General features: G+C 61.4%; 20 protein-coding genes. 7 read left to right on the top strand and 13 right to left on the bottom strand.

What is annotated here, in order from left to right; translation table 11 throughout:
• Positions 1–4: 4 nt before the first annotated feature.
• From ASD64_RS15255 to ASD64_RS15275, 5 genes are all read right to left on the bottom strand, one after another.
• A complete protein-coding gene (locus ASD64_RS15255) occupies positions 5–1066 on the bottom strand; it encodes a Gfo/Idh/MocA family protein (RefSeq protein ID WP_056106496.1) in 1062 nt (353 codons plus the stop codon).
• Entirely contained in the window at positions 1063–1902 is an 840-nt protein-coding gene (locus ASD64_RS15260) for a carbohydrate ABC transporter permease (protein WP_056106498.1), read from the bottom strand. Before ASD64_RS15260 ends, ASD64_RS15255 begins: the two co-directional genes overlap by 4 nt.
• Before the next feature lie 11 nt (positions 1903–1913).
• Entirely contained in the window at positions 1914–2843 is a 930-nt protein-coding gene (locus ASD64_RS15265; protein ID WP_056106641.1) for a carbohydrate ABC transporter permease, read from the bottom strand.
• Between the two features lie 191 nt (positions 2844–3034).
• Positions 3035–4294 carry an ABC transporter substrate-binding protein gene (locus ASD64_RS15270; RefSeq protein WP_056106499.1) on the bottom strand — a complete coding sequence of 420 codons (1260 nt, stop codon included), beginning with the start codon at positions 4292–4294 and terminating at the stop codon, positions 3035–3037.
• Positions 4295–4318: 24 nt separating this feature from the next.
• Positions 4319–5257, bottom strand: a complete 939-nt coding sequence (locus ASD64_RS15275) for an N-acetylmuramic acid 6-phosphate etherase (protein WP_056106501.1) — start codon at positions 5255–5257, stop codon at positions 4319–4321.
• 199 nt (positions 5258–5456) lie between these two features.
• Between ASD64_RS15275 and ASD64_RS15280 the strand changes: the two genes are divergently transcribed.
• Genes ASD64_RS15280 through nagA form a run of 4 tightly spaced genes read left to right on the top strand, consistent with a single transcriptional unit; the run spans position 5457 to position 9307 of the window.
• Positions 5457–6338: an N-acetylglucosamine kinase gene (locus tag ASD64_RS15280; protein WP_056106503.1), complete on the top strand. Its 882-nt coding sequence runs from the start codon at positions 5457–5459 to the stop codon at positions 6336–6338.
• Complete coding sequence (locus ASD64_RS15285; RefSeq protein WP_056106505.1) at positions 6331–7119, top strand: GntR family transcriptional regulator; 789 nt, start codon at positions 6331–6333, stop codon at positions 7117–7119. Before ASD64_RS15280 ends, ASD64_RS15285 begins: the two co-directional genes overlap by 8 nt.
• Entirely contained in the window at positions 7116–8147 is a 1032-nt protein-coding gene (locus ASD64_RS15290; protein ID WP_056106507.1) for an SIS domain-containing protein, read from the top strand. Before ASD64_RS15285 ends, ASD64_RS15290 begins: the two co-directional genes overlap by 4 nt.
• Positions 8144–9307 carry an N-acetylglucosamine-6-phosphate deacetylase gene (gene nagA, locus ASD64_RS15295; protein WP_056106510.1) on the top strand — a complete coding sequence of 388 codons (1164 nt, stop codon included), beginning with the start codon at positions 8144–8146 and terminating at the stop codon, positions 9305–9307. Before ASD64_RS15290 ends, nagA begins: the two co-directional genes overlap by 4 nt.
• A 21-nt stretch (positions 9308–9328) precedes the next feature.
• Here the strand turns inward: nagA and rpe are convergent, their stop codons facing one another.
• Positions 9329–10006 carry a ribulose-phosphate 3-epimerase gene (gene rpe, locus ASD64_RS15300; RefSeq protein ID WP_056106512.1) on the bottom strand — a complete coding sequence of 226 codons (678 nt, stop codon included), beginning with the start codon at positions 10004–10006 and terminating at the stop codon, positions 9329–9331.
• A 165-nt stretch (positions 10007–10171) separates the two neighbouring features.
• On the opposite strand from rpe, the gene ASD64_RS15305 reads away from it, so the two are divergent.
• Positions 10172–10495 (top strand): hypothetical protein, encoded by a 324-nt coding sequence (locus ASD64_RS15305; protein ID WP_056106643.1) that lies wholly within the window; start codon positions 10172–10174, stop codon positions 10493–10495.
• A gap of 111 nt (positions 10496–10606) precedes the next feature.
• Here ASD64_RS15305 and ASD64_RS15310 read toward each other — a convergent pair whose 3' ends face one another.
• The 7 genes from ASD64_RS15310 to ASD64_RS15340 all read right to left on the bottom strand — a co-directional run bounded on the left by ASD64_RS15310 (position 10607) and on the right by ASD64_RS15340 (position 20077).
• On the bottom strand, positions 10607–11557 hold the full coding sequence (locus tag ASD64_RS15310) for a 2-hydroxyacid dehydrogenase (protein ID WP_056106513.1): 951 nt from the start codon (positions 11555–11557) through the stop codon (positions 10607–10609).
• 16 nt (positions 11558–11573) lie between these two features.
• Positions 11574–13202: an ABC transporter ATP-binding protein gene (locus ASD64_RS15315; protein ID WP_056106515.1), complete on the bottom strand. Its 1629-nt coding sequence runs from the start codon at positions 13200–13202 to the stop codon at positions 11574–11576.
• Positions 13199–14350, bottom strand: a complete 1152-nt coding sequence (locus ASD64_RS15320; RefSeq protein WP_056106517.1) for an ABC transporter permease — start codon at positions 14348–14350, stop codon at positions 13199–13201. The genes ASD64_RS15315 and ASD64_RS15320 overlap by 4 nt, the downstream gene beginning before the upstream one ends.
• Complete coding sequence (locus tag ASD64_RS15325) at positions 14350–15453, bottom strand: microcin C ABC transporter permease YejB (protein ID WP_056106519.1); 1104 nt, start codon at positions 15451–15453, stop codon at positions 14350–14352. Before ASD64_RS15325 ends, ASD64_RS15320 begins: the two co-directional genes overlap by 1 nt.
• A gap of 48 nt (positions 15454–15501) precedes the next feature.
• Complete coding sequence (locus ASD64_RS15330; protein WP_056106521.1) at positions 15502–17370, bottom strand: extracellular solute-binding protein; 1869 nt, start codon at positions 17368–17370, stop codon at positions 15502–15504.
• Entirely contained in the window at positions 17370–19223 is a 1854-nt protein-coding gene (locus tag ASD64_RS15335) for an extracellular solute-binding protein (RefSeq protein ID WP_244480806.1), read from the bottom strand. Before ASD64_RS15335 ends, ASD64_RS15330 begins: the two co-directional genes overlap by 1 nt.
• 185 nt (positions 19224–19408) lie before the next feature.
• Positions 19409–20077, bottom strand: coding sequence for a c-type cytochrome (locus tag ASD64_RS15340; RefSeq protein WP_056106525.1), 669 nt, complete (start codon positions 20075–20077; stop codon positions 19409–19411).
• A gap of 191 nt (positions 20078–20268) precedes the next feature.
• Between ASD64_RS15340 and ASD64_RS15345 the strand changes: the two genes are divergently transcribed.
• Both ASD64_RS15345 and ASD64_RS15350 read left to right on the top strand, forming a co-directional pair.
• Entirely contained in the window at positions 20269–20997 is a 729-nt protein-coding gene (locus ASD64_RS15345) for a 3-deoxy-manno-octulosonate cytidylyltransferase (protein ID WP_056106527.1), read from the top strand.
• 12 nt (positions 20998–21009) lie between these two features.
• A complete protein-coding gene (locus tag ASD64_RS15350) occupies positions 21010–21876 on the top strand; it encodes a prephenate dehydratase (RefSeq protein WP_056106529.1) in 867 nt (288 codons plus the stop codon).
• Positions 21877–21937 lie beyond the last annotated feature (61 nt).

Here is a 21937-nt window from a genome sequence, read left to right on the forward strand (position 1 = left end):
TCCCTTATAGCTTGACGGCTTTGCCGGTCCGCACGCTTTCATCGGCGGCGAGACAGACAGCGAGCGACTTTACGGCATCGTCCATGTGGCGTGTCAGGTCGACGTCTTCGCGGATTGCCTTGAGCACGAAGGCCTGTTCCAGGTCGCACAATTCCTGATGACCCGGTTCTCCTTGCATCGACAGCATCTGATCGGGTTGCCTGAACTTGCCGTCCGCGTCTGTCGCCGCGCTGTGCAGGCGAATGGTGGAGGTCTTGGTGTGGGTGTCGATGTCGTCCGACTTCGCGCCCTCGGCCATGACGATCGATACGCAGCCATTGGGCGAGATGACGTCCTTTACGAAAAAGGCCGTCTCCGAAATCATCGGTCCCCAGCCGGCCTCATACCAGCCGACCGAACCGTCGTCGAACAGCACCTGGAGATGTCCGTAATTGTACATGGAGGGATCGATTTCGTCGCTCAGGCGAACACCCATGCCGCGCACCTCGACCGGTTTCGCATCGGTGATCTGCAGCATCACGTCGAGATAGTGGACGCCGCAATCGACGATCGGCGAGGTGGTGCGCATGAGTTGCTTGTGCGTCTCCCAGGTCGCGCCGGAAGACTGCTGGTTGAGGTTCATGCGAAATACATAAGGCCCGCCAAGCAGCCTGGCTTCGGCAATCAGCCGCACCCATGACGGATGGTGGCGCAATATGTAGCCGATCACCAGTTTCCTGCCATTGGCCTTGGCGGCGTCGACCACGCGGCGCGCATCCGCCACCGTCGTTGCCAGCGGCTTTTCCACGAAGACATGGCAGCCGGCTTCGAAAGCCTTCACCGCATAGTCGGCATGGCTGTCCGAATAGGTGGCGATGGCGGCCAGATCCGGTTTCTCGTCGCGCAAGGCATCCTCGAACGAACGGCGAATCTCGTGGCCTGCCAGCCCGCCCGGCAACGCTACATCGGAGCGATTGACGAGTGCGGCGATCTCGAAGCCGGGATTGTTGTGATAAGCCAGCGCGTGGCTGCGGCCCATATTGCCTAGCCCGGCAACTACGACCCTGATCGATTGTTCTGCGCTCACTTCACCGCTCCAGACGTGATGCCGCGGATCAGTTGCCGCGAGAAGACAAGATAGAGGATCAGCACCGGCAGGATTGCCAGCGACAATGCCGCCAGCACCGCGTTCCAGTTGGTGACGTATTGCCCGATGAACATCTGGGCGCCGAGCGTGACGGTCTTGGTCCCTTCCGAAGGAGCCAGGATCAGCGGAAACCACAAGTCGTTCCAGATCGGGATCATGGTGAAGACCGCCACCGTCGCCATTGCCGGCCTGACCAGCGGCAGGACCAGGCGAAAGAAGATCGTGTATTCCGACAATCCATCGATGCGCCCGGCATTCTTCAGGTCATCGGACACGCCGCTCATGAATTCGGTCAGGATGAAGACGGCGAGCGGCAGGCCCTGGGCGGTGTAGACAAGGATCAGCGCTGTCAGCGTGTTGACCAGACCGCTTGCCACCATCAATTGCAGGATGGCGACGGTGGCCAGACGGATCGGGATCATGATCCCGAGCGCCAGATAGAGCCCCATCAGTTTGTTGCCGCGAAAGCGGTACTCCGACAGCGCGAAAGCCGCCATCGCACCGAACAACAGGACAAAAAACAGCGAGGCGACCGTGACGATGAAGCTGTTTTGGAAATATTGCAGGAAATCGCCTTGGGCGAGCACGGTTCGGTAGCCGACGAGGTCGAACGTCTCAGTCGTCGGCGGCGCCATTGGCGTGCGGAAGATGGCATTGCGCGACTTGAACGAGTTGATGACGATGATGAACACCGGAAACAGCGCGATGACCGTGTAGGCCAGGAGAACCGCATGTGCGGCGGCCGATCTGGGAAGCGAGACGGTGGCTTTGCTCATCGTGCGCTCCCCTAGAACTGATATCGACGCAGGCGCGTCTGGATCAAAAACAGATAGATGCACACACCGACCAGGATGATGAGGAACATCATGGTGGCGATGGCCGCGCCCATATTGGGATCACCGACCTGCAACTGGAAACCGAAGAAGGCACGGTAGAGGAACGTGCCGAGGATATCGGTCGAGTAGTTCGGGCCGGCCAACGCGCCCTGGGCCGAGTAGATCAGGTCGAAGGCGTTGAAATTGCCGACGAAGGTCAGGATAGAGATGATGCCAATGGCCGGCAGGATCAGCGGCAGCTTGATCTTCCAGAACTGGGCCATGCCGGTAACGCCGTCGCATTCGGCGGCCTCGATGACCTCGTCCGGGATCGACAGCAGCGCGGCGTAGATCAGCATCATCGGGATGCCGATGAACTGCCACACCGAGATCAGGCCGAGTGTGGTGAGGGCGTAGTCCTCCTTGCCGAGCCAAGGTGTGAAAAGACTCTTCAAGCCTATCAGGTCGAGCAGGTTGGGCGCCACGCCCCAGAGCGGCGACAGGATCAGCTTCCAGGCGAAACCTACGATGACGAAGGACAGGATTGTGGGAATGAAGATGGCGGTTCTGTAGAAGGCGGAAAAGTGCAGCTTGGGGCTGGACAGAAGTGCTGCAAGCACGACCCCGATGGGGTTCTGAACCAGCATGTGAATGATGAAGAACCAGACATTGTTCCTCAGCGCATTCCAGAAATTCACCGACCAGTTGGGATCGCCGAACAAGGTGCGGAAATTGTCCAGACCGACAAAGACCTGACTCTGCGCAATGTTACGAAACAGGGCAAGCTGCAGCGTGCCGAACAGCGGCAGGATCATGATCGCCGTATAAACCAGCACCGCCGGCGCCAGAAAAATGGCGATGTGCCAGCGGAAAGGTCGCTTTGATGCTGCGGGTGCAGTCATGTGTTCGGTCTCCGCCCGGTCGCGGTCCAGTTCAGCGTGTACATAGAACGCCTTCATCGCGTCGAGGCGAACGACGTTGCCGCGCACGCCAACTGGCCCACTGCCGTGGAGCGTAAGGATCATGGCACGCGCATGCAATCGAGATCAGGTCCGGCCGGAGCAACACGCCCGGCCGGACCGCGAAGATCGACTTACTTCGCCGGCTTGTACCAGCTGTCGAGACCGTCCTGCAGCTTCTTGGCAGCGACTTCCGGCGTATCGGTTCCGTTGATGACGTTTGCCGATTCAACCCAGGTCTCGTTTTCCAGGTTCGGCGTACCGCGCGACAGGATCTGGTAGGTCGAACGGATCGTCGACTTGCACTTGTCGCGCCAGGACACGAATTCCTGGGCCAGCGGATCCGCCATTTTCACCGGTGTCGAATTCAAGCTGAAGAAGCCCGGCAATGCGTTCGCATAGATTTCCGCGAACTCGGGCGAAGCGACCCATGTCAGGAAGGTCTTGGCCGCGTCCGGGCTTTTCGAGGCGGCGTTGAGGCCGATACCGATGTCGGTGTGGTCGGAAATATAGCAGGTATCGCCTGCCTTCTTCACCGGCGGCGGAAACGCACCCATCTTGAACTGGGCCTGGGTGTTGAAGACCGAGATTTCCCACGAGCCGGCCGGGAAAATCGCCGCGCGGCCGAGCGTGAACAGGTTCTGGCTGTCAGGATAGGTCTGGGCTTCGAAGCCATCGCCGAGGTAAGGCTTCCACTTGGCCAGCGTCGCGAACGGTTCGACCCACTGCGGGTCGGTCAGCTTCTGTTCGCCCTTGAGCAGAGCCAGGCGGCCTTCCTCGCCATGCCAGTAGTTCGGGCCGATATTCTGGTAGCCCATGGTGGCTGCTTCCCACAGGTCCTTGGTGCCCATCGCCATCGGCACGAAGGTGCCGTCCGCCTTGATCTTGTCGAGGGCGGCGAAGAACTCATCCTCGGTCGCCGGCGGCGTGATGCCGAGCTGATCGAAGGCATCCTTGTTGTAGATAAAGCCATGGATGACGGATGCCATCGGCACGCAGAACGTTGCCTTGCCATCGTCGGTCGTCCAGGCGGATTTAGCGACGTCGGAGAAGTTCTCCATGCCGGACAGGCTGGTGAGATCGGCGAGCTTGCCCTTGGTGTAGAGGTCGAGCGAGGCGTCGAACGGCCGGCAGGTGATGATGTCGCCGGCCGAGCCCGCATCGAGCTTGGCGTTCAAGGCTGCGTTGTATTCGGTCGGTGCCGATGGTGAGAACACCACCTTGATGCCTGGGTTTTTGGCCTCGAACGCCGGGATCAACTTGTCCTGCCAGATAGCAAGGTCGTCGTTGCGCCAGCTTTCGATGGTCAGCGTAGCGTCCTGGGCGAAAGCGGCTCCGGCGGAGCAAAGAACGCTCGATCCCAGAAGAATTGCCGTCAAGAGTTTCGTGTTCATGCTCAGTCTCCCTGTTGACCTTTGTCAGGTTCGGTTTTTGACGAGATCGGAGGTCGCCTGCCCCCTGCTCCCCTCAATTGCGGAAAGGGCAGGCCTAAGCTTCTGGCCTGTCCCGTCCAGTAGTTTGCGAGCCGCCTCGGCGCTGCCGGCGCCTGCCGCAAGCAGGACGGCCGTCTTGACCTCTCCGCCGCCACGTTCCAGCAACGCCTGGGCTTCGTCCCCGTCGCGGCCGGTGATTGCGGAAACGATGCGGCTGGCGCGGTCGCGCAGCTTCTTGTTGTCGGCGGTAAGGCTGACCATGTAGCCGTCATGGACATGGCCGAGATGAATGGCGGCCAAAGTCGACATCATGTTGAGAGCGATCTTCTGGGCAGTACCGGCGCCCATACGGGTCGAGCCGGCAATCACTTCCGGCGGCGTCTCGATGAGAACGGCCACATCGGCCTTCTCGAACAAGGGAGCGCCCTTGTTGTTGGCGATGGCGATGGTGGCGGCACCGCTGGACTTCGCCTCCTCGAGCGCCCGCACCGCATAAGGCGTAGAGCCGCTGGCCGAGATGGCGATGACGCAATCGGCGGAACCGACACCGCAGTCCCCGATTGCCTTGGCGGCATCGGTCGCATCGTCTTCAGGCCCACCGGCAAGATTGTGAAGCGCTTCGTCGCCACCCGCGATCAGTATCGCGATGCGGTCGCGGGCAATGCCAAAGGTGCCAGGCAGTTCCAGGCCGTCTGCCAGCGCCATCAGGCCCGAGCTGCCGGCAGCCGCATAGACCAGCCTTCCCCCGCTGCCGAGCCTGTCGGCGATCAGCCGCGCTGCGACCGCGATCTGCGGTATGGCCTGGCGCACCGCACTTGCCGCCTCGACCTGAGCATCGGCCAGCGCGGAAAGCACGGCGTGCGGCGGCTGAATATCCAGCCCCCCGGCACTTCGGTGCAGCGCTTCCGTGCGCATTTCCGCCATCCCATTTCCTCCGATAGCAAAACAATACCAAAAAAATACCACTTGTCTACACGCATTAACGATTTCTCTCGCCTCAAACGAGCATTATCGTAAAAACATGTTATTTTTCAATAAAATACGCCTTAATCTTTTCGAAACAGAAATTAAGGCTTGGCTATTGGTATTTTATTGGTATCATCAAAACAGTGGAGGCATCGCGTTGGATTTCGTGCTCGGCATAGACGGCGGCGGCACCAGTTGCAGGGCGGCCCTTGCGACAGCGGATGGCGTTATCGTCGGGCGCGCCAAGAGCGGCGCGGCGAACATCCGCACAGATTTGACCGGCGCGCGGGCGCATATCGTCGAAGCTGCCAGACTGGCATTCCTCGACGCAGGCAAGGACCCGAACCTCATCCCCGACACGCCGGCCGTACTGGGCTTGGCCGGCGCCAATGTCGGAACCTATCGCCAGCAATTGCAGGCAATCCTGCCATTTAGCCAAAGCCGCGTCGAGACGGATGCGGAAATTGCGCTGGAAGGGGCGATCGGCGATGGCGACGGCGCGATCGCCGTGCTCGGCACCGGCACGGCCTACATGGCGCGCAAGGGCGGGGTATCGCGGGCCATCGGCGGTTGGGGATTCCAGGTCGGCGACCAGGGCAGCGGCGCGCGCATCGGCCGCGATCTCCTGGAGCAGACCTTGCTGGCCCATGACGGCATCCGCAAGGCTTCCCCGCTGACGCACGAGATGCTTGCCGTCTTTCGCGGCGATCCGCAGGATGTTGTCGAGTTCACAACCAATGCCAAGCCCGGCGACTTCGGCGGCTTTGCGCCCAAGGTGTTCGAGCACGCCGCCAAGGGAGATGCGGTGGCCAGTTGGATCATTGACCGGGCAGTAGCCGACGTCGAGGCATCGCTTGCAGTCCTCGACCTCAAGGCGGGCGATGCCTTGTGCCTGCTTGGCGGACTGGCCGGGCTTTATGCGCCGCGCCTGTCGGCCAACTACCAGGCGTTGCTGCGTCCGCCGCTCGGCGATGCGCTGAATGGTGCCGTGCGCATGGCCGCGCGCCTGTTCGCGCCCTCGGAGGCCGCGAATGGCTGACGTCTCCGATCAGATCTTCGCCGGGCTGAAGCAAGCGGGGCAAAGCGGGCTACCGCTCTACCTTCAGCTTCGCAAGAATATCGAGGACGCCGTCAAAACCGGACTGATCGGCCCCGGCGACGCCTTGCCGTCGGAGCGCGACATTGCCACCAAGGCCGATATTTCGCGCGTCACCGTGCGCAAGGCGGTGCACGATCTGGTCAAGGGCGGCATCCTCGTCCAGCGCCATGGATCGGGCACCTTTGTCGCGCCGCGCGTCGAGCGCGTGGAGCAATCCCTGTCGCGGCTCACCTCCTTCACCGAAGACATGGCCCGGCGTGGCATGACGGTTCGCTCGGCCTGGCTGGATCGAGGCATCTTCGCGCCCTCACCGGAAGAAATGATGGTGCTTGGCCTGTCGTCCAAGGAACTGGTCGCGCGCATCGCGCGCCTGCGCATTGCCGACGATACGCCGCTGGCGATCGAACGGGCGTCGCTTTCGACATCCATCCTGGCCGATCCGGCGGCAATCGATTCTTCGCTCTACAGTGCGCTTGAGAAAACGGGCAACCGGCCGGTTCGCGCCGTTCAGCGGATATCTGCCGCAAATTTGAACGAGACCGATGCCAAGTTGCTCGATGTACAGGCCGGTGTCGCGGGCCTCCATATAGAGCGCATCTCCTATCTGGCGAGCGGCAGGGTGGTCGAATTCACCCGCTCGATCTATCGCGGCGACGCCTATGATTTTGTCGCGGAGTTGCGGCTGAGCGGCCCTGACAACGAACTGGGAGGCCGACCATGACGGCACAGAAAACCCATATGCGCCGGGAGATCGAGGAGATACCACAGGCGGTCGCCCGCTTGCTCGATGGTTCGGCCCCTTCGCTGACTGAGGCGGGGCGCGGAATACGGGAACGCGATCCGAATTTCGTCGTTACCGTTGCGAGAGGCTCGTCCGACCACGCGGCGACTTTCCTGAAATACGCCATCGAACTGACCGCCGGACTGGCCGTGGCGTCGGTCGGGCCATCGGTGGCGTCCATCTACGGCGCCAAGTTGAGGCTAAACGGTTCCGCCTGCCTCGCCGTCTCGCAGTCTGGCAAAAGCCCCGACATCGTCGCCATGGCCGAGAGTGCCGGGCAGCGTGGTGCGCTGACCATCGCCTTGACGAATACGGCGGACTCGCCGCTCGCGCGAGCCTGCAACCACTCCATAGATATTCTGGCCGGGCCGGAGCGCAGCGTGGCCGCGACCAAGACATTCGTGAATTCCGCAGTCGCAGGCCTCGCCCTGATGGCCCATTGCACGAACGACGAGACTTTGCTCGCCGCGCTGCGGGAATTGCCCGGCAAGCTCGAACTGGCGATCGGCTGCGACTGGATGGCGCTTGCCGGCGCGCTGGAGGGTCAGAAATCCTTGTTCATATTGGGTCGCGGCCCATCCTTCGCCATCGCCAGCGAAGCAGCGCTGAAATTCAAGGAAACCTGCGCCATGCACGCGGAAGCCTACAGCACTGCCGAGGTGATGCACGGGCCGCTTGCCCTGGTAGGCCCGAAATTTCCTGTGCTGGCCCTTGCCTCGCGCGATGCCGCAGAACGGTCGGTCGCCGATACCGCCGACGCGCTGGCGGCAAAGGAAGCGGCGGCATTCGCCACCACCGGGTTGGCGAAACGCGCCCGGCATCTGCCGTTTGTCGCGACAGGCCATACGCTGACAGAGCCGTTGGCGCTGATCGTGTCGTTCTATTCCTTTGTCGAGGCCTTCGCCCGCCATCGCGGCCTCAATCCCGATGCGCCGCCCAATTTGCACAAGGTCACCGAAACCGTATGAACGGCCGCTTCGCCCTTTTCGCCGCGCGGATTTTCGACGGCGACGCCTGGCATGAAGACGCGGCGCTGGTCATTGCAAATGGCAGCATCGAAGCCATCTTGCCGCAAGGCTCGCTACCTGCCGACCTGAACCTGGTCGACGGCAAGGACGCCATCCTCGCGCCCGGCTTCACCGACCTTCAGGTCAATGGCGGCGGCGGCGTCATGCTCAACGACCACCCCGATGTCGCCTCGATCGAAACGATCTGCGCGGCCCATGCGCCGTTCGGAACCACGGCGCTGTTGCCGACCCTCATCACCGACACGCCGGAAATCACGGCGGCCGCAGTGTCGGCAGGCAAGGAGGCCGCAAAGCTTGGGGTTCCGGGGTTTCTTGGCCTGCATCTTGAAGGCCCGCATCTGTCGCTGGCCCGCAAGGGCGCACACGATCCCAAACTGATCCGACCGATGACTGGCGCGGACCAGTCGGCGTTGATTGAGGCAAAGGCCGGCCTGCCGGTGCTTTTGACGACCGTGGCACCGGAATCCGCGACCACGGACCAGGTCAGGGCGTTGGCGCAGGCCGGCATCGTCGTCAGTCTCGGCCATTCCGATGCCGGCTATGCCACCGCCGGCTCCTATGCCGAAGCTGGCGCTTCCGTCGTCACCCACCTGTTCAACGCGATGAGCCAGATCGGCAACCGCGAGCCAGGCCTAGCAGGGGCTGCCATCGACACGGGAACGCTCGCGGCCGGCCTGATCGCCGACGGCATCCATGTCGAGGCTGCAACCATCGGCATCGCGCTGCGCGCCAAGCTGGGACCGGCGCGGATCTTCCTCGTCACCGACGCCATGGCGACCATCGGCACCGACATGACGTCGTTTGCGCTTAACGGTCGCACCATCTACCGCAAGGAAGGCCGCCTGACACTTGCCGACGGCACCCTGGCAGGCGCCGATCTCGACATGATCTCGGCAGTCCGCTTCATGCACGAGGTGATCGGGGTGGAATTGGGAGAGGCGCTGCGCATGGCCTCGGCCTATCCGGCCCAGGCAGTCGGGCAATCGCACCGCATCGGTCGGCTGGCCAAGGGGCAGGCGGCAAATGTTGTCGCTTTGTCCGAAGACCTGGCCGTCAACGGCGTCTGGATCGGCGGCGACAAGGTGTTTAGCGCGAGTTGAGCCGTCGCGCGGCCGTGGTGTTCAGCGGATTGCGCCGTCTGCCGTGGAGCGGATCGCTTCGATATTCTTGCGATACGCCTCGACACCATCGCCTTTGAATACGGCAGCCCCTGCCACAAGAACGTCGGCCCCGGCAGCGGTCACCAGCGGCGCCGTCTCCGGGGAAATGCCGCCGTCGATCTCGATATGGATCGGCCGGTTGCCGATCATCGCCTTCACGCGCTTCACCTTATCGACCATTGCCGGAATGAAAGCCTGCCCTCCAAAGCCCGGATTGACCGTCATGATCAGGATCAGGTCGAGCCGGTCCAGCACATATTCGATGGCGCTCTCAGGCGTCGCCGGATTGAGCGAAACACCTGCCTTCTTGCCCAGGTTGCGGATGGTCTGCAGCGAGCGGTCGAGATGCGGCCCTGCCTCGGCGTGGACGGTGATGCCGTCACAGCCGGCATCGGCGAAGGCGGCCAGGTAGGGATCGACAGGCGCGATCATCAGATGACAGTCGAAATAGGCCTTGGTGCGGTTGCGGATCGCCTTGATGACCGGCGGACCGAAAGTGATGTTGGGCACGAAATGGCCGTCCATCACGTCGAGATGCACCCAGTCCGCACCGGCGGCAACGACGGCCTCGACCTCGTCGCCGAGCCTCGAGAAATCCGAAGCCAATACCGATGGCGCTATCAGGGTTTTTCCGCTCATGGCTGGCCTTCCCGGTTCGTGTAATTGTGGGCCTGCCTAAAGCCACGGGCCGCACTTGTCGAGTGGGCCGACGAGCGTTCCCCATCTTAGGGATTCTGGCCGCTGCCCACACAAAGCCAAAATCCTGCGCCACGGACATGGTGAAATCATCCATCGGAGTTGAATGTGAGATCGGCTATCGCGGCATCCGTTCTTTGCCTGACCGTTACCGGCTGCGCCAATTCGCTTGTCGTGGAGCAGGATCGCAATGTCGCCTCTTCGCTGCCCTACGACAGCGTTTCCTGTTCATCGCTTTTAACCGAGCGCGATCAATTGGCGCGAAGATACAATCTGCCGACGAATGCCAAGCCGATCTTCTCCAACCAGCCAATGGGGTTGGGACCTGTCATTCCAGATGTCCGTTCCGACCGCCGTCGGGGGATCGAAAAGGCAAGCGGCGAGATCGATGCGATGAACCGCTCGCTGGTTCGCCGCAGATGCGCCGGTTAAGCTAAAATCGGGCTACAGCATTGGGCCGAAAAGTGGACCCGGTTTTTGGATTGTTCCGACACTCCATCAAAGTGTTAGTGCGCCCTTTGTGCGTTCGAAAGGACGCACGACCTAGTAGCCGGCGGTGCGGTCGACGAGATTCTGCAGCGGTTCGCCACGCTCGAAGGCGGACATCTGCCGCAGCATGATCGGCACCAGATGGTTGGGGTCCGAAGTCGCAGCCGCATGCGGCGTGACGAAGATCTTCGGGTGGCTCCAGATCGGGCTGGTCCTGGGCAGCGGCTCGACCTCGAACACGTCGAGGCTTGCCTCCTTCAACGTACCGTCGTCCAGCGCCCGCAATATGTCGGCATCCTTCTGCAACCGGCCTCGACCAGCATTGATCAGCACCGCACCGCCGAGCCCATTGCGTTTGCGCAGTTCCTTGAGCAGGCCGTAGTTGACGATGCCTTTCGTCGCCGGCGTCAACGGCAGCAGGACGACCAGAATATCCGTTGCGTTGAGGAACGGGACCAGGCCGCTGTCACCGTTGAAGGTCGACACATCCGCCACCTGCTGTTCCTTGCGCGACCAGCCATTGACCCGGAAGCCCAGCGACAGCAACGCGCTAGCGGCCGCCCTGCCCAGGCTGCCAAGCCCCATGATGCCGACGGAAATGTCGTTGGCCGTGCGCTGCGGCGGCTCGTGCCAGATCTTCTTCTTCTGCTGGCCTTGATAGAGCATCGCCTGGCGATGATGTTCGAGCACCCGCCAGACGACGAACTCGACCATATGCTGGGTCAGGTTGTCGGCCACCACCTTGACGATCGGCACATCCGGAACGGTGGGGTCGGCCATGATGTGGTCGACGCCGGCGCCGATAGAAAAGATCGCACGCAGGTTCGGCAGATTGGTGAGGAGATTGGGCTTCTGCTTCCACACCACCGCATAGGCGATCGAGGGATCGGAAGGCCCATTCGGCTCAAGCACCACCTCGCGCTCCGTGGACAAAAGCTCATGCCAGCGCTGCGGATGAAAGCCGGTAACGGCGAGCAGGACACGGCCCTTGTCGAGTTTAGGCATTTCTAGCTTCTCCGCCCTAGTCGCTCACAACGCCGACCGGCGCCGTCTCGATCCTGAAGGCAGCCGACATCAGCGCCCGAGTATAGTCAGTCTGCGGGTTTCCGAAAATCTGCTCGGACGGTCCAGCCTCGACGATCTTGCCGTTGCGCATGACGATGACGTGGTTGGCGAGCGCGCGAACCACTTTCAGGTCATGGCTGATGAACAGGTAAGCCAGATTGTGCCTGGCCTGCAGGTCGCGCAACAGGTCGACGACTTGCGCCTGCACGCTCATGTCGAGCGCCGAAGTCGGCTCGTCTAGCATGACGAAACGCGGCTTCAGCACCATGGCGCGCGCGATGGCGATACGCTGTCGCTGGCCGCCGGAGAATTCATGCGGATATCGAAAGCGCGTCGCGGGATCGAGACCCACCTCGTCGAGCACGTCGACGACGCGCCGGTCACGGGCTTCCGGCGAAAGCTTCGGCTCGTGAATCTTCAAGCCTTCTTCGATGATCTCGGACACCGACATGCGCGGGCTAAGCGAACCATACGGGTCCTGGAACACGATCTGCAGTTCGCTGCGCAAAGGCCGCATGTCGTTGAACGACAGTTCGTTGATGTCCTTGCCGTCGAAGCGGATCTTGCCCGTCGAGGAGATCATGCGCGCCAGGGCAAGGCCGAGCGTCGTCTTGCCGGAGCCGGATTCGCCGACAACGCCGACGGTCTGGCCTTCGCGCACGGTGATATCGATGCCATCGACCGCCTTTACATGATCGACCGTCTTGCGGAAGAAGCCTTGCTTGATGGGAAACCAGACCTTGACGTCGTCGCCCGCCATGACCGGACGGGCTTTCTCATTCGCAGCCGGCGGCTTTCCCTTCGGCTCGGCGGCAAGCAGGTGGCGCGTATAGGCATGCTGCGGATTGGCGAATATTTCTCCGGTCGGACCTGTCTCGACGATCTTGCCCTTGGTCATCACGCAGACGCGGTCGGCGATCTTCCTGACGATGCCCAGATCATGGGTGATGAACAGCATCGACATGCCGTTCTTTTCCTTGAGATTGGCCAGCAATTCGAGGATCTGCGCCTGCACGGTGACATCCAGCGCCGTCGTCGGCTCGTCGGCAATCAGCAGTTCCGGCTCGTTGGCAAGCGCCATGGCAATCATCACACGCTGGCGCTGACCGCCGGAAAGCTGGTGCGGGTAAGCCGAGAGACGCTTTTCCGGCTCGCGGATGCCGACTTCGTTCAGCAGGTCGAGCGTGCGCTGCCTGGCCTGGCGATCCCCCATGCCCCGATGCAGCTTGAGCACTTCCACGATCTGCTGCTCGATGGTGTGGAGCGGATTGAGCGAGGTCATCGGCTCCTGAAAGATCATGGTGACCTTGTTGCCGCGCACCGAACGCAGACTTTTCTCGCCAAGGCAAAGCAGGTCCTTGCCGTCGAACAGGATCTGCCCGGACGGATGGCTGGCAGTCGGATACGGCAGCAACTTCAGCACCGACAGCGCCGACACCGACTTGCCCGAACCAGACTCCCCGACAAGCGCCACCGTCTCGCCCTTGGCGATATCAAACGACACACCGTCGACGGCCAGGGAGGTATTGCCCCCTTGCGAAAAGGCGACCGACAGGTCGCGGACTGCAAGCAGAGGCGCGCTCATCTGAACGTCTTCCGCGGATCAAAGGCGTCGCGGGTCGCCTCGCCGACGAAAATCAACAGCGACAGCATGATCGACAAAGTGGCAAAGCCGGTCATGCCCAGCCAAGGCGCATTGAGATTGCGCTGGCCCTGCTTGAGCAGTTCGCCGAGCGAGGCAGAGCCGGGCGGCAGGCCGAAGCCGAGGAAATCGAGCGAAGTCAGCGTCGAGATCGAGCCGTTGAGGATGAACGGAAGGAAAGTCAGCGTCGCCACCATGGCGTTGGGCAGAAGGTGGCGAAACATGATGGTGCGATTGGGTACGCCAAGCGCACGCGCCGCGTTGACATATTCGAAGTTGCGGGCGCGCAGGAATTCCGCCCGCACCACCCCGACAAAGGCGACCCATGAGAACAAGAGCATAAGGCCAAGCAGGATGAAGAAACCGGGCGGCAGGATCGCCGCTACGATCAGCAACAGGTAAAGCACCGGGATCGCCGACCAGATTTCGATGAAGCGCTGGAAGATCAGATCGGTCCAGCCGCCGAAATAGCCCTGCACGGCCCCGGCAGACACGCCGATGATTGCCGAGCCGAGTGTCAGTATGAGGCCGAACAGGACCGAGACACGAAAGCCGTATATGGCGCGGGCGAGAACATCGCGGGCCTGGTCGTCGGTGCCGAGCCAATTCCAGTTACCGGCGACACAGTTGGGGTCGGCTTCGCCTTGCGGATACTGGTTGCAGCGCGTCTTGGCGTCATATTGCCAGGATGGCCTGGCGGGCGCTGCCTCGGGAACCGAGTTGTTGACGGTGCGATAGGAATAGCGGATCGGTGGCCAGACCATCCAGCCATTGGCGTTGATCTCGTCCTGAATGACCGGATCGCGATAGTCGGTGACGGCATAGAAGCCGCCAAACTTCTCTTCCGGATAGGCGACCAGCACCGGGAACAGGATTTCGCCCTTGTAGGAGGCGATGACCGGCTTGTCGTTGGCAATGAACTCCGCAAACAGCGACAGCACGAACAGAGCGAGGAAAATCCACAACGACCAGTAACCGCGCCGGTTCGCCTTGAAATTCGCCCAACGCCGCTTGTTGAGCGGTGAAAGCCAAGGGCGCTTTACCCGGCCTGTCGGAACTTCAGCGCCGTTGCTCAACTCGAGGTTTGTCATCAGACGTCCCGCCGCTCGAAGTCGATGCGCGGATCGATCCAGGTATAGGTGAGGTCGGAAACCAGGCTGATGGCCAACCCGATGAGCGAGAAGATGTAGAGGTTGGCGAACACGACCGGATAGTCGCGCTCCACCACCGAGCGGAAGCCGAGCAGGCCCAGCCCATCGAGCGAAAAGATGTTCTCGATCAGCAGCGAGCCGGTGAAGAAGGCCGAAATGAAGGCGCCCGGAAAACCGGCAATGACGATCAGCATGGCGTTTCGGAACACGTGTCCGTAAAGAACCTGCCGCTCAGAGAGGCCTTTGGCGCGCGCCGTCACCACGTATTGCTTGCGGATTTCGTCGAGGAAGGAATTCTTCGTCAACAGTGTCGTGGTGGCGAAGGCCGACAGCACCATGGCCGTCAGTGGAAGCGCCAGGTGCCAGAAATAGTCGAGGATACGGGCCGGCCACGACAACTGCCCCCAATTGTCGGAGGTCAGGCCGCGCAGCGGAAACCAGTCGTAGAACGAGCCTCCCGCGAACAGCACCATCAACAGGATGGCGAACAGGAAGCCCGGAATGGCGTAGGCGACGATAACGATGCCGCTGGTCCACACATCGAATGCCGACCCGTCCTTGACCGCCTTGCGGATGCCGAGCGGGATCGAAATCAGGTAGGAAATCAGCGTTATCCATAGGCCGAGCGAGATCGACACCGGCATTTTCTCCAGGATCAGGTCGATCACCGAAATGTCGCGGAAGTAGCTGTCGCCGAAGTCGAAGCGAGCATAATCCCATATCATCTTGCCAAAGCGCTCTAGCGGCGGCTTGTCGAAACCGAACTGCTTTTCCAGCTTGGCGATGAATTCCGGATCGAGGCCCTGGGCGCCGCGATATTTGGAACTGACGTCGCCGCCGACATCGAGATTGCCGCCGACAATGTCGCCTCCGCCACCCCCGCCAATCCGGTCGCTAGCGTCGCCGCCCTGACCGGTCAGTTTGGCGATGACCTGCTCGACAGGGCCACCGGGGGCGAACTGGATGACTGCGAAAGAGATGGCCATGATGCCGAGCAGGGTCGGAATCATCAAAAGAACGCGACGCAGGATATAGGCACCCATCAGGCCGCTCTCACGGTCGCTCTAGGTGGCCGGCGCTTCGTTGCAATTTCACCCCTTACCAATCTTCGCCGCCTTGTCCTTGTCGAACCACCAAAGAGCCTCCATCGCAAACCCGTAATCCGGCTTCGGCTCCTTGAACCCGAACATATCCCAGAACGCGACGCGGTGATTCGCCGAATACCAACTTGGAATCCAGTCCATGCGCGCGCGCAAGACCCGATCGAGCGAACGCAGCACTGTTGTCAATTGCGCACGGTCCTCGACCCGGTCGATCGCTTCAACGAGCGCGTCGACCGCCGGGTCGACCGTACCGGGCAGGTTGCGCGATCCCTGGATATTGGCTGAGCGCGAATGGAAGATTCCGTCCATGCCCTCGCGCGTCGGCGTTGGCGAGAACAGCACCGCCATTGCGATCATGTCGAAATCGAAACTGGCCTGCCTGGCCTGATGTTGCGCCGATTCGACCAGGCGAATCGAGGCATCGAAACCGATGGTCTTCAAATTCTCCACCCACGGCGTGTAGACGCGCACCAAACCTTCATCGTCGGCAAGGAATTCCAGCTTGAAGGTATCGCCGCTGGCGTTCTGGAAGAACTCGCCGCTCCGTTTCCAGCCGGCGTCCGTCATCAGTTCTTGCGCTTGGCGCAGGAGCTTGCGGTCGCGTCCGCTGCCATCGGAAGCAGGCAAGGAATAGACCTCGCCGAAGACCTCGGGCGGAAGCTTGTCGCGCAGCGGTTCCAGCAGCGCCAGTTCCTCCGCGGAAGGAACGCCCGTTGCCCTGAAGTCCGACTTCTCGAAATTTGACTGGGAGCGTTCGTAAAGGCCGTAAAACAGCGATTTGTTGGTCCACTCGAAGTCGAAGCACAACCCGATGGCGCGGCGCACCCTGACGTCGCGAAACCGCTCGCGCCGCTGGTTCATGGCTGTCCCATACAGGAGCGGGCGCTTTTCCGAAGGAAACTCGCGTTTAACAACCTTGCCGGCGGCGAGCGCCGGAAAGCCGTAACTGGTCGCCCATACGCGCGAAGTCGCCTCCTCGCGGAAAGCGACGTCGCCCTTCTTGAAGGCCTCGAAGGCGGCCTGGCGGTCGCCGTAAAACTCGATGCGTAGCGTGTCGAAGTGGAACAGCCCCCTGTTCACGGGTAGATCTCGACCCCAATAGCCGACGACGCGCTCGAATTCGATGGTCTGGCCGGGCTGCACGTGCCCCACCTTGTAGGGGCCTGAGCCGAGCGGCGCCTTCATGCGCGAACTGTCGAACGGCGCGGTCGCGAAATAGGCCTTCGACAGGATCGGGAACGTCGCCACGTCCAGAATGGTGCGTTGCGACTGCTTGCCGGAAAAAGTGATCCGCAACGTTCCGGCATCGACGGCGGCAGCCGCCGTCATTTCCTTCAACGGCAAGGACAAGTCCGGATGCCCCTGTTCCTTGAACAGGTTGTAGGTGAAAGCGGCATCCTCCGCGGTCAGCGGCGACCCGTCATGCCAGCGCGCCTCCGGTCGCAAGGCAAAATCGAAACTGTTGCGGTCTGCCGCGATTGTAACCGTTTCAGCTAGCAGTCCATAGATCGAATCCGGTTCGTCCAGCGCACTGACCATGAGCGAATCGAAGCACATTTCCATGCGCGGCGGCGAATCGCCCTTGGACACGAAGCTGTTGAGCGTGTTGAAGGTCTGGGGGTTCTGGTTGAACAGCCATTGCGACGGGCCGAAGTTGAACGTTCCGCCCTTCGGAGCGTCGACATTCACATAGTCGAAATGCGAAAAGTCTGCGGGGTATTTCAATTCGCCGAAAGCGGACAGGCCATGCAGCTTCCGACCCGTCGGGCTGTTTGCAAAAGCCTTTCCGGGCAGGAGAGCAGCTGCCGCCGCTGCGGCACCCAGTGCGAGAAAATCGCGGCGCGAAATGGCCGTCATCAATCGACGCTCTTGTACTTGGCGGCCAGCGCTTTTTCCTTTTCGGGATCGATCCACCAGGAATCGATGTCGGGACCGATGTAGGTCGGCTGCTTTTCCGGCACCCCGAACTTGTTCCAGTAGGCCAGCCATACGTCAGGCCGGGTGAATTGCGGAACCACGTAGAAACTCCACAACAGCACCCGGTCGAGAGCGTGTGTCGCAGCGATCAGGTCGTCCCTGTCGGCTGCGAAGATCACACGCTCGACCAGCGCGTCCACCACCGGGTCCTTGATGCCTGAATAGTTGCGCGAACCGGCCGCGTCCGCGGCCTTGGCCGACCAGAAATCGCGCTGTTCGTTGCCGGGCGAATCCGATTGCGCCAGCACGACGGTGGTCATGTCGAAATCGAAATCGTTGACGCGATTGACATATTGCGACTGGTCCACAAACCTCAACGACGCGTCGATGCCGATTTTCTGCAGCATGGTGACATAGGGCATAAGCGTTGCTTCAGCCCCTTGCCGGTAGTCGAGGATCTCGAAGCGGACCGGTGCCCCGGACTGGGCGTTCACCATCTTTCCGCCCTTGATGACCCAACCGGCAGAGGCGAGGAGGTCGACCGACTGCTTCAGGATCTTGCGTTCGGCCTGCGGCGTGTCGAAGGCCGGAAGCTTCCATTCCTGCGTGAACAGTTCGGGCGGAAGCTTGTCCTTGTACTGGTTGAGAATCTCCAGTTCCTTGCCTTGCGGCAGGCCGCTCGAAGCCAGATCGCTGCCCATGAAATAGCTGGTGATGCGGGTGTTGAGACCGAAGGATTGCGTGCGGTTGATGGTGTCGAAGTCATAGAGATAGGAAAGCGCCTCGCGCACGCGTCGATCCTGGAAAAACGGACGGCGCGTATTGATCGCAAAACCCTGCATATTGGCGCGCGACATCGCCTTGAATTCTTCCTTGATGACATCGCCTGCCTTCAGCGCCGGGAAATCATACTTGGTCTTCCAGTCCCGACCGCTGTTTTCCTGATTTATGTCCTGCAGGCCGCCTTTGGTGAAGGCCAGCCACTCGGCGTTCTCATCGAGGAAATAGGTGTAGCGGCGGGTGTCCCAATTCTCGCGTCCGATCTTGACCGGCAGTTTGGCGCCCCAATAGTCCGGCACGCGCTCCCAGATGATTTCCGCTCCCGGCTTGAAGCTCTTGATCTTGTAGGCGGCGGAGCCGAGCGGAATTTCCAGCGTCGGCTTGGTGACGTCGCGCTTCTTGCCGCTGGCATCGGTCCCTTCCCACCAGTGCTTCGGCAGCACGACGAGGTCGCCCAGGATCTTCGGCAGTTCGCGGTTGCCTTTCTGGTCGAAGGTGAACTCGACCTCGCGGTCGGAAACGGCCTTCGCTTCCGTGACGTTCTCGAAATAGCGGTTGTACATCGGGCTGTTGGCCTTCAGCACGTTGAAAGACCAGACAATGTCATCGACGGTGATCGGCTGGCCGTCATGCCACTTGGCGCGCGTATCGAGCCGATAGGTCGCCGACGAATAGTCGTCCGGATATTTGTAGGCATCCGCGACCAGCGGATGCGAGACGCTGCCCTCGTCGACCGATTGTTCCATCAGCGTATCGTAGAGCAGCCCACCGCCGATCGGGGCGAAGCCGGCGGCGGGTGAACCCTGGACGATGTAGGGGTTGAAACTGTCGTAGGTACCCACAACCGTCGAATTGAGCGCGCCGCCCTTCGGCACATCCGGGTTCACATAGTCGTAGTGCTGGAAATTCTCGCCATATTTGGATTCGCCGATCAGGGATGAGGTGGTGTGCCATTCGTCGGCGCGACCGGTTTCAGTTCCGAAAATCAGCAGCGACGCCGCAAGGGAGGCCATCGCCCAAATGCCCGCTCGGTGAAACCTCATCGCATTCCCTTTGAAAAATATCCGAACCGCAATCTAGACCATCCGCCGGCGATGGGAACCGGCAAGGCAGCCGATGCCCCTGCGCCGTGCAGCTTTTCCAACAAAAAAGCCGGGCGAAACCCGGCTTTTTCATGAATATGGCGATTACGATTTCGTTATTGCGCCGGTGCGTGTGCTGCACCCTCTGCCGGAGCGGCGGCATCGGCGGGAGCGGCACCTTCCGCAGGCGCTGCACCCTCGGCGGGTGCTGCAGCGTCCGCAGGCGCGGCTCCGGCTTCCGGAAGCGGAACCGGGCTATCGGCCTGGGTGCGCAAATAGGCAATGAGGTTGGCCCGCTCGTCGTCCTTCTTGATGCCGGCAAAGCCCATGGCCGTGCCCTTGACGAAGTTCTTCGGCGAAAGCAGGAAATGGTTCAGGTTGTCGAAAGTCCACTTTTCGGCGCCGCCCTTGGAGAATTCCTTCATGCCGCCCGAATAGGAAAAGCCTTCATGCTCGGCGACTGGCCGGTCGACCACGGCCCAAAGATCGGGACCGACCTTGTTGGGGCCGCCCTTTTCGATCGAATGGCAAGCCTGGCACTTCTTGAAGACCGCCGCGCCCGCATCCGCGTTGGCGCTGGCCAGGAGTTTGGCGATCGGCTTGACCGCATCCGCGGCGCCTGCAGCCTCGCCGCCGGTAGCAGCCTCTGCAGCTTCGATGATGAAACCCGGCTTTTCCGGAGCATGCGAGGAAAACAGGGCATCGGAGGCCAGCCCGACCGAGAAAACGACGAAAACGGTGCCGAGCAGTCCGCCCAGGACCTTGTTGACCTCAAATGAATCCATGCGCCCCAGGCTCCCTTTTCCGGCGGACTACGCGGTCCCCCGTCCGTCGGTATTCTCGCTTGCCCTGTCAGGGCGGTCAAATCGGGCGGAAACTAGGTCTTTTGCTCGGCTCTTGCAACACCTATAAGGGCGCTTCCAGTGAGACCTTTTGACACTTTTTCACCTGAGTTTTTTGAAGCACACACCATCCGATGTCCACGCTCATCCTCATTCCTGCCCGCATGGCCTCGACCCGTCTGCCGGGCAAGCCGCTGGCCGACATCGCAGGCGAACCGATGATCGTGCATGTCGCTCGCCGCGCCGCCGACAGCGCCATGGGGCGCGTCGTCGTGGCCACGGATACGGTGCGTGTTGCCGAGGCCGTGCGGGCGCACGGCTTTGAAGCGGTGATGACCCGAGCGGACCACGAGTCCGGATCGGACCGTATTTTCGAGGCGCTTGAAGCTCTCGACCCGGACGGCAAGGTGACAACAGTCGTCAACGTCCAGGGCGATCTGCCGACGCTCGACCCGCAGCTTATCGGGGCCGCCTTGCTTCCGCTGGAAGATCCTCAAGTCGATATCGCCACGCTGGGCGTCGAAATCGTCCGCGAAGAGGAAAAAAACAATCCCAGCGTCGTCAAGATCGTCGGTTCACCACGCTCCGGCACTCGGCTCAAGGCGCTCTATTTCACCCGCGCCACAGCACCCTGGGGCGAAGGGCCGCTTTATCATCACATCGGGCTTTACGCCTACCGCCGCCAGGCCCTGCAGCGTTTCGTGGCACTTGGGCCGTCGCCGCTGGAGCGGCGTGAGCGGCTCGAACAATTGCGCGCGCTCGAAGCGGGAATGCGCATCGATGCCGAGGTCGTGCAATCCGTGCCGCTCGGCGTCGACACGCCCGAAGACCTCGAGCGCGCCAGACAAATGCTTTCCAGATAGTCAGGTCGGATAATGTCAGAAAAAACCAACAGAATAGCTTTCCAGGGCGAGCCGGGCGCCAATTCCGACACCGCCTGCCGCAATGTCTATCCGACGATGGAGCCGTTGCCGCGCCCCACCTTCGAAGATGCATTCAATGCGGTCGAGACCGGCAAGGCCGATCTCGCCATGATCCCGATCGAGAACACCATCGCCGGGCGCGTCGCCGACATCCACTACCTGCTGCCGGAATCGAAACTCCATATCGTCGGCGAATATTTCCTGCCGATCCATTTCCAGCTCATGGTGCTTCCGGGCGTGGCGCGCAGCGAAATCAAGACGGTCCACAGCCATATCCACGCGCTTGGCCAATGCCGCAAATACATCCGCAAGAACAACTGGAAGCCTATGGTGGCGGGCGATACGGCCGGCGCAGCCAAGCTCGTTGCCGAGAAGCAGGACAGATCGATGGCTGCGCTGGCGCCAATTCTGGCAGCGGAACTCTATGGCCTCGACATACTGGAAGAAAATGTCGAGGACACCGAACGCAACGTCACCCGCTTCGTCGTTCTTTCGAAAGGCAAGAACTGGGCCGACCGCGCCGTCAACAACTCCAGGATGATGACGACCTTCGTCTTCCGGGTCCGCAACGTGCCGGCAGCGCTCTACAAGGCGATGGGCGGCTTTGCCACCAACGGCGTCAACATGACCAAGCTCGAGAGCTACCAGCTTGGCGGGGAATTCACCGCGACCCAGTTCTACGCCGATATCGAGGGCCATCCCGACGACGCGCATGTCGCGCGCGCGCTTGAGGAACTACGTTTCTTCTCGCGCGAGGTTCGCATCCTCGGGGTCTACGAGGCCAACGAATACCGGGAAAAGGTAAGCGGCGCCTATTAGAGCGCGTCGCGATCTTTCAGATTCGCTGGCGCGCTCTAAGTTTTTGTTTTTATGCATGTCG

It is taken from the genome of Mesorhizobium sp. Root157, from assembly GCF_001427385.1.
Classification (GTDB): domain Bacteria; phylum Pseudomonadota; class Alphaproteobacteria; order Rhizobiales; family Rhizobiaceae; genus Mesorhizobium.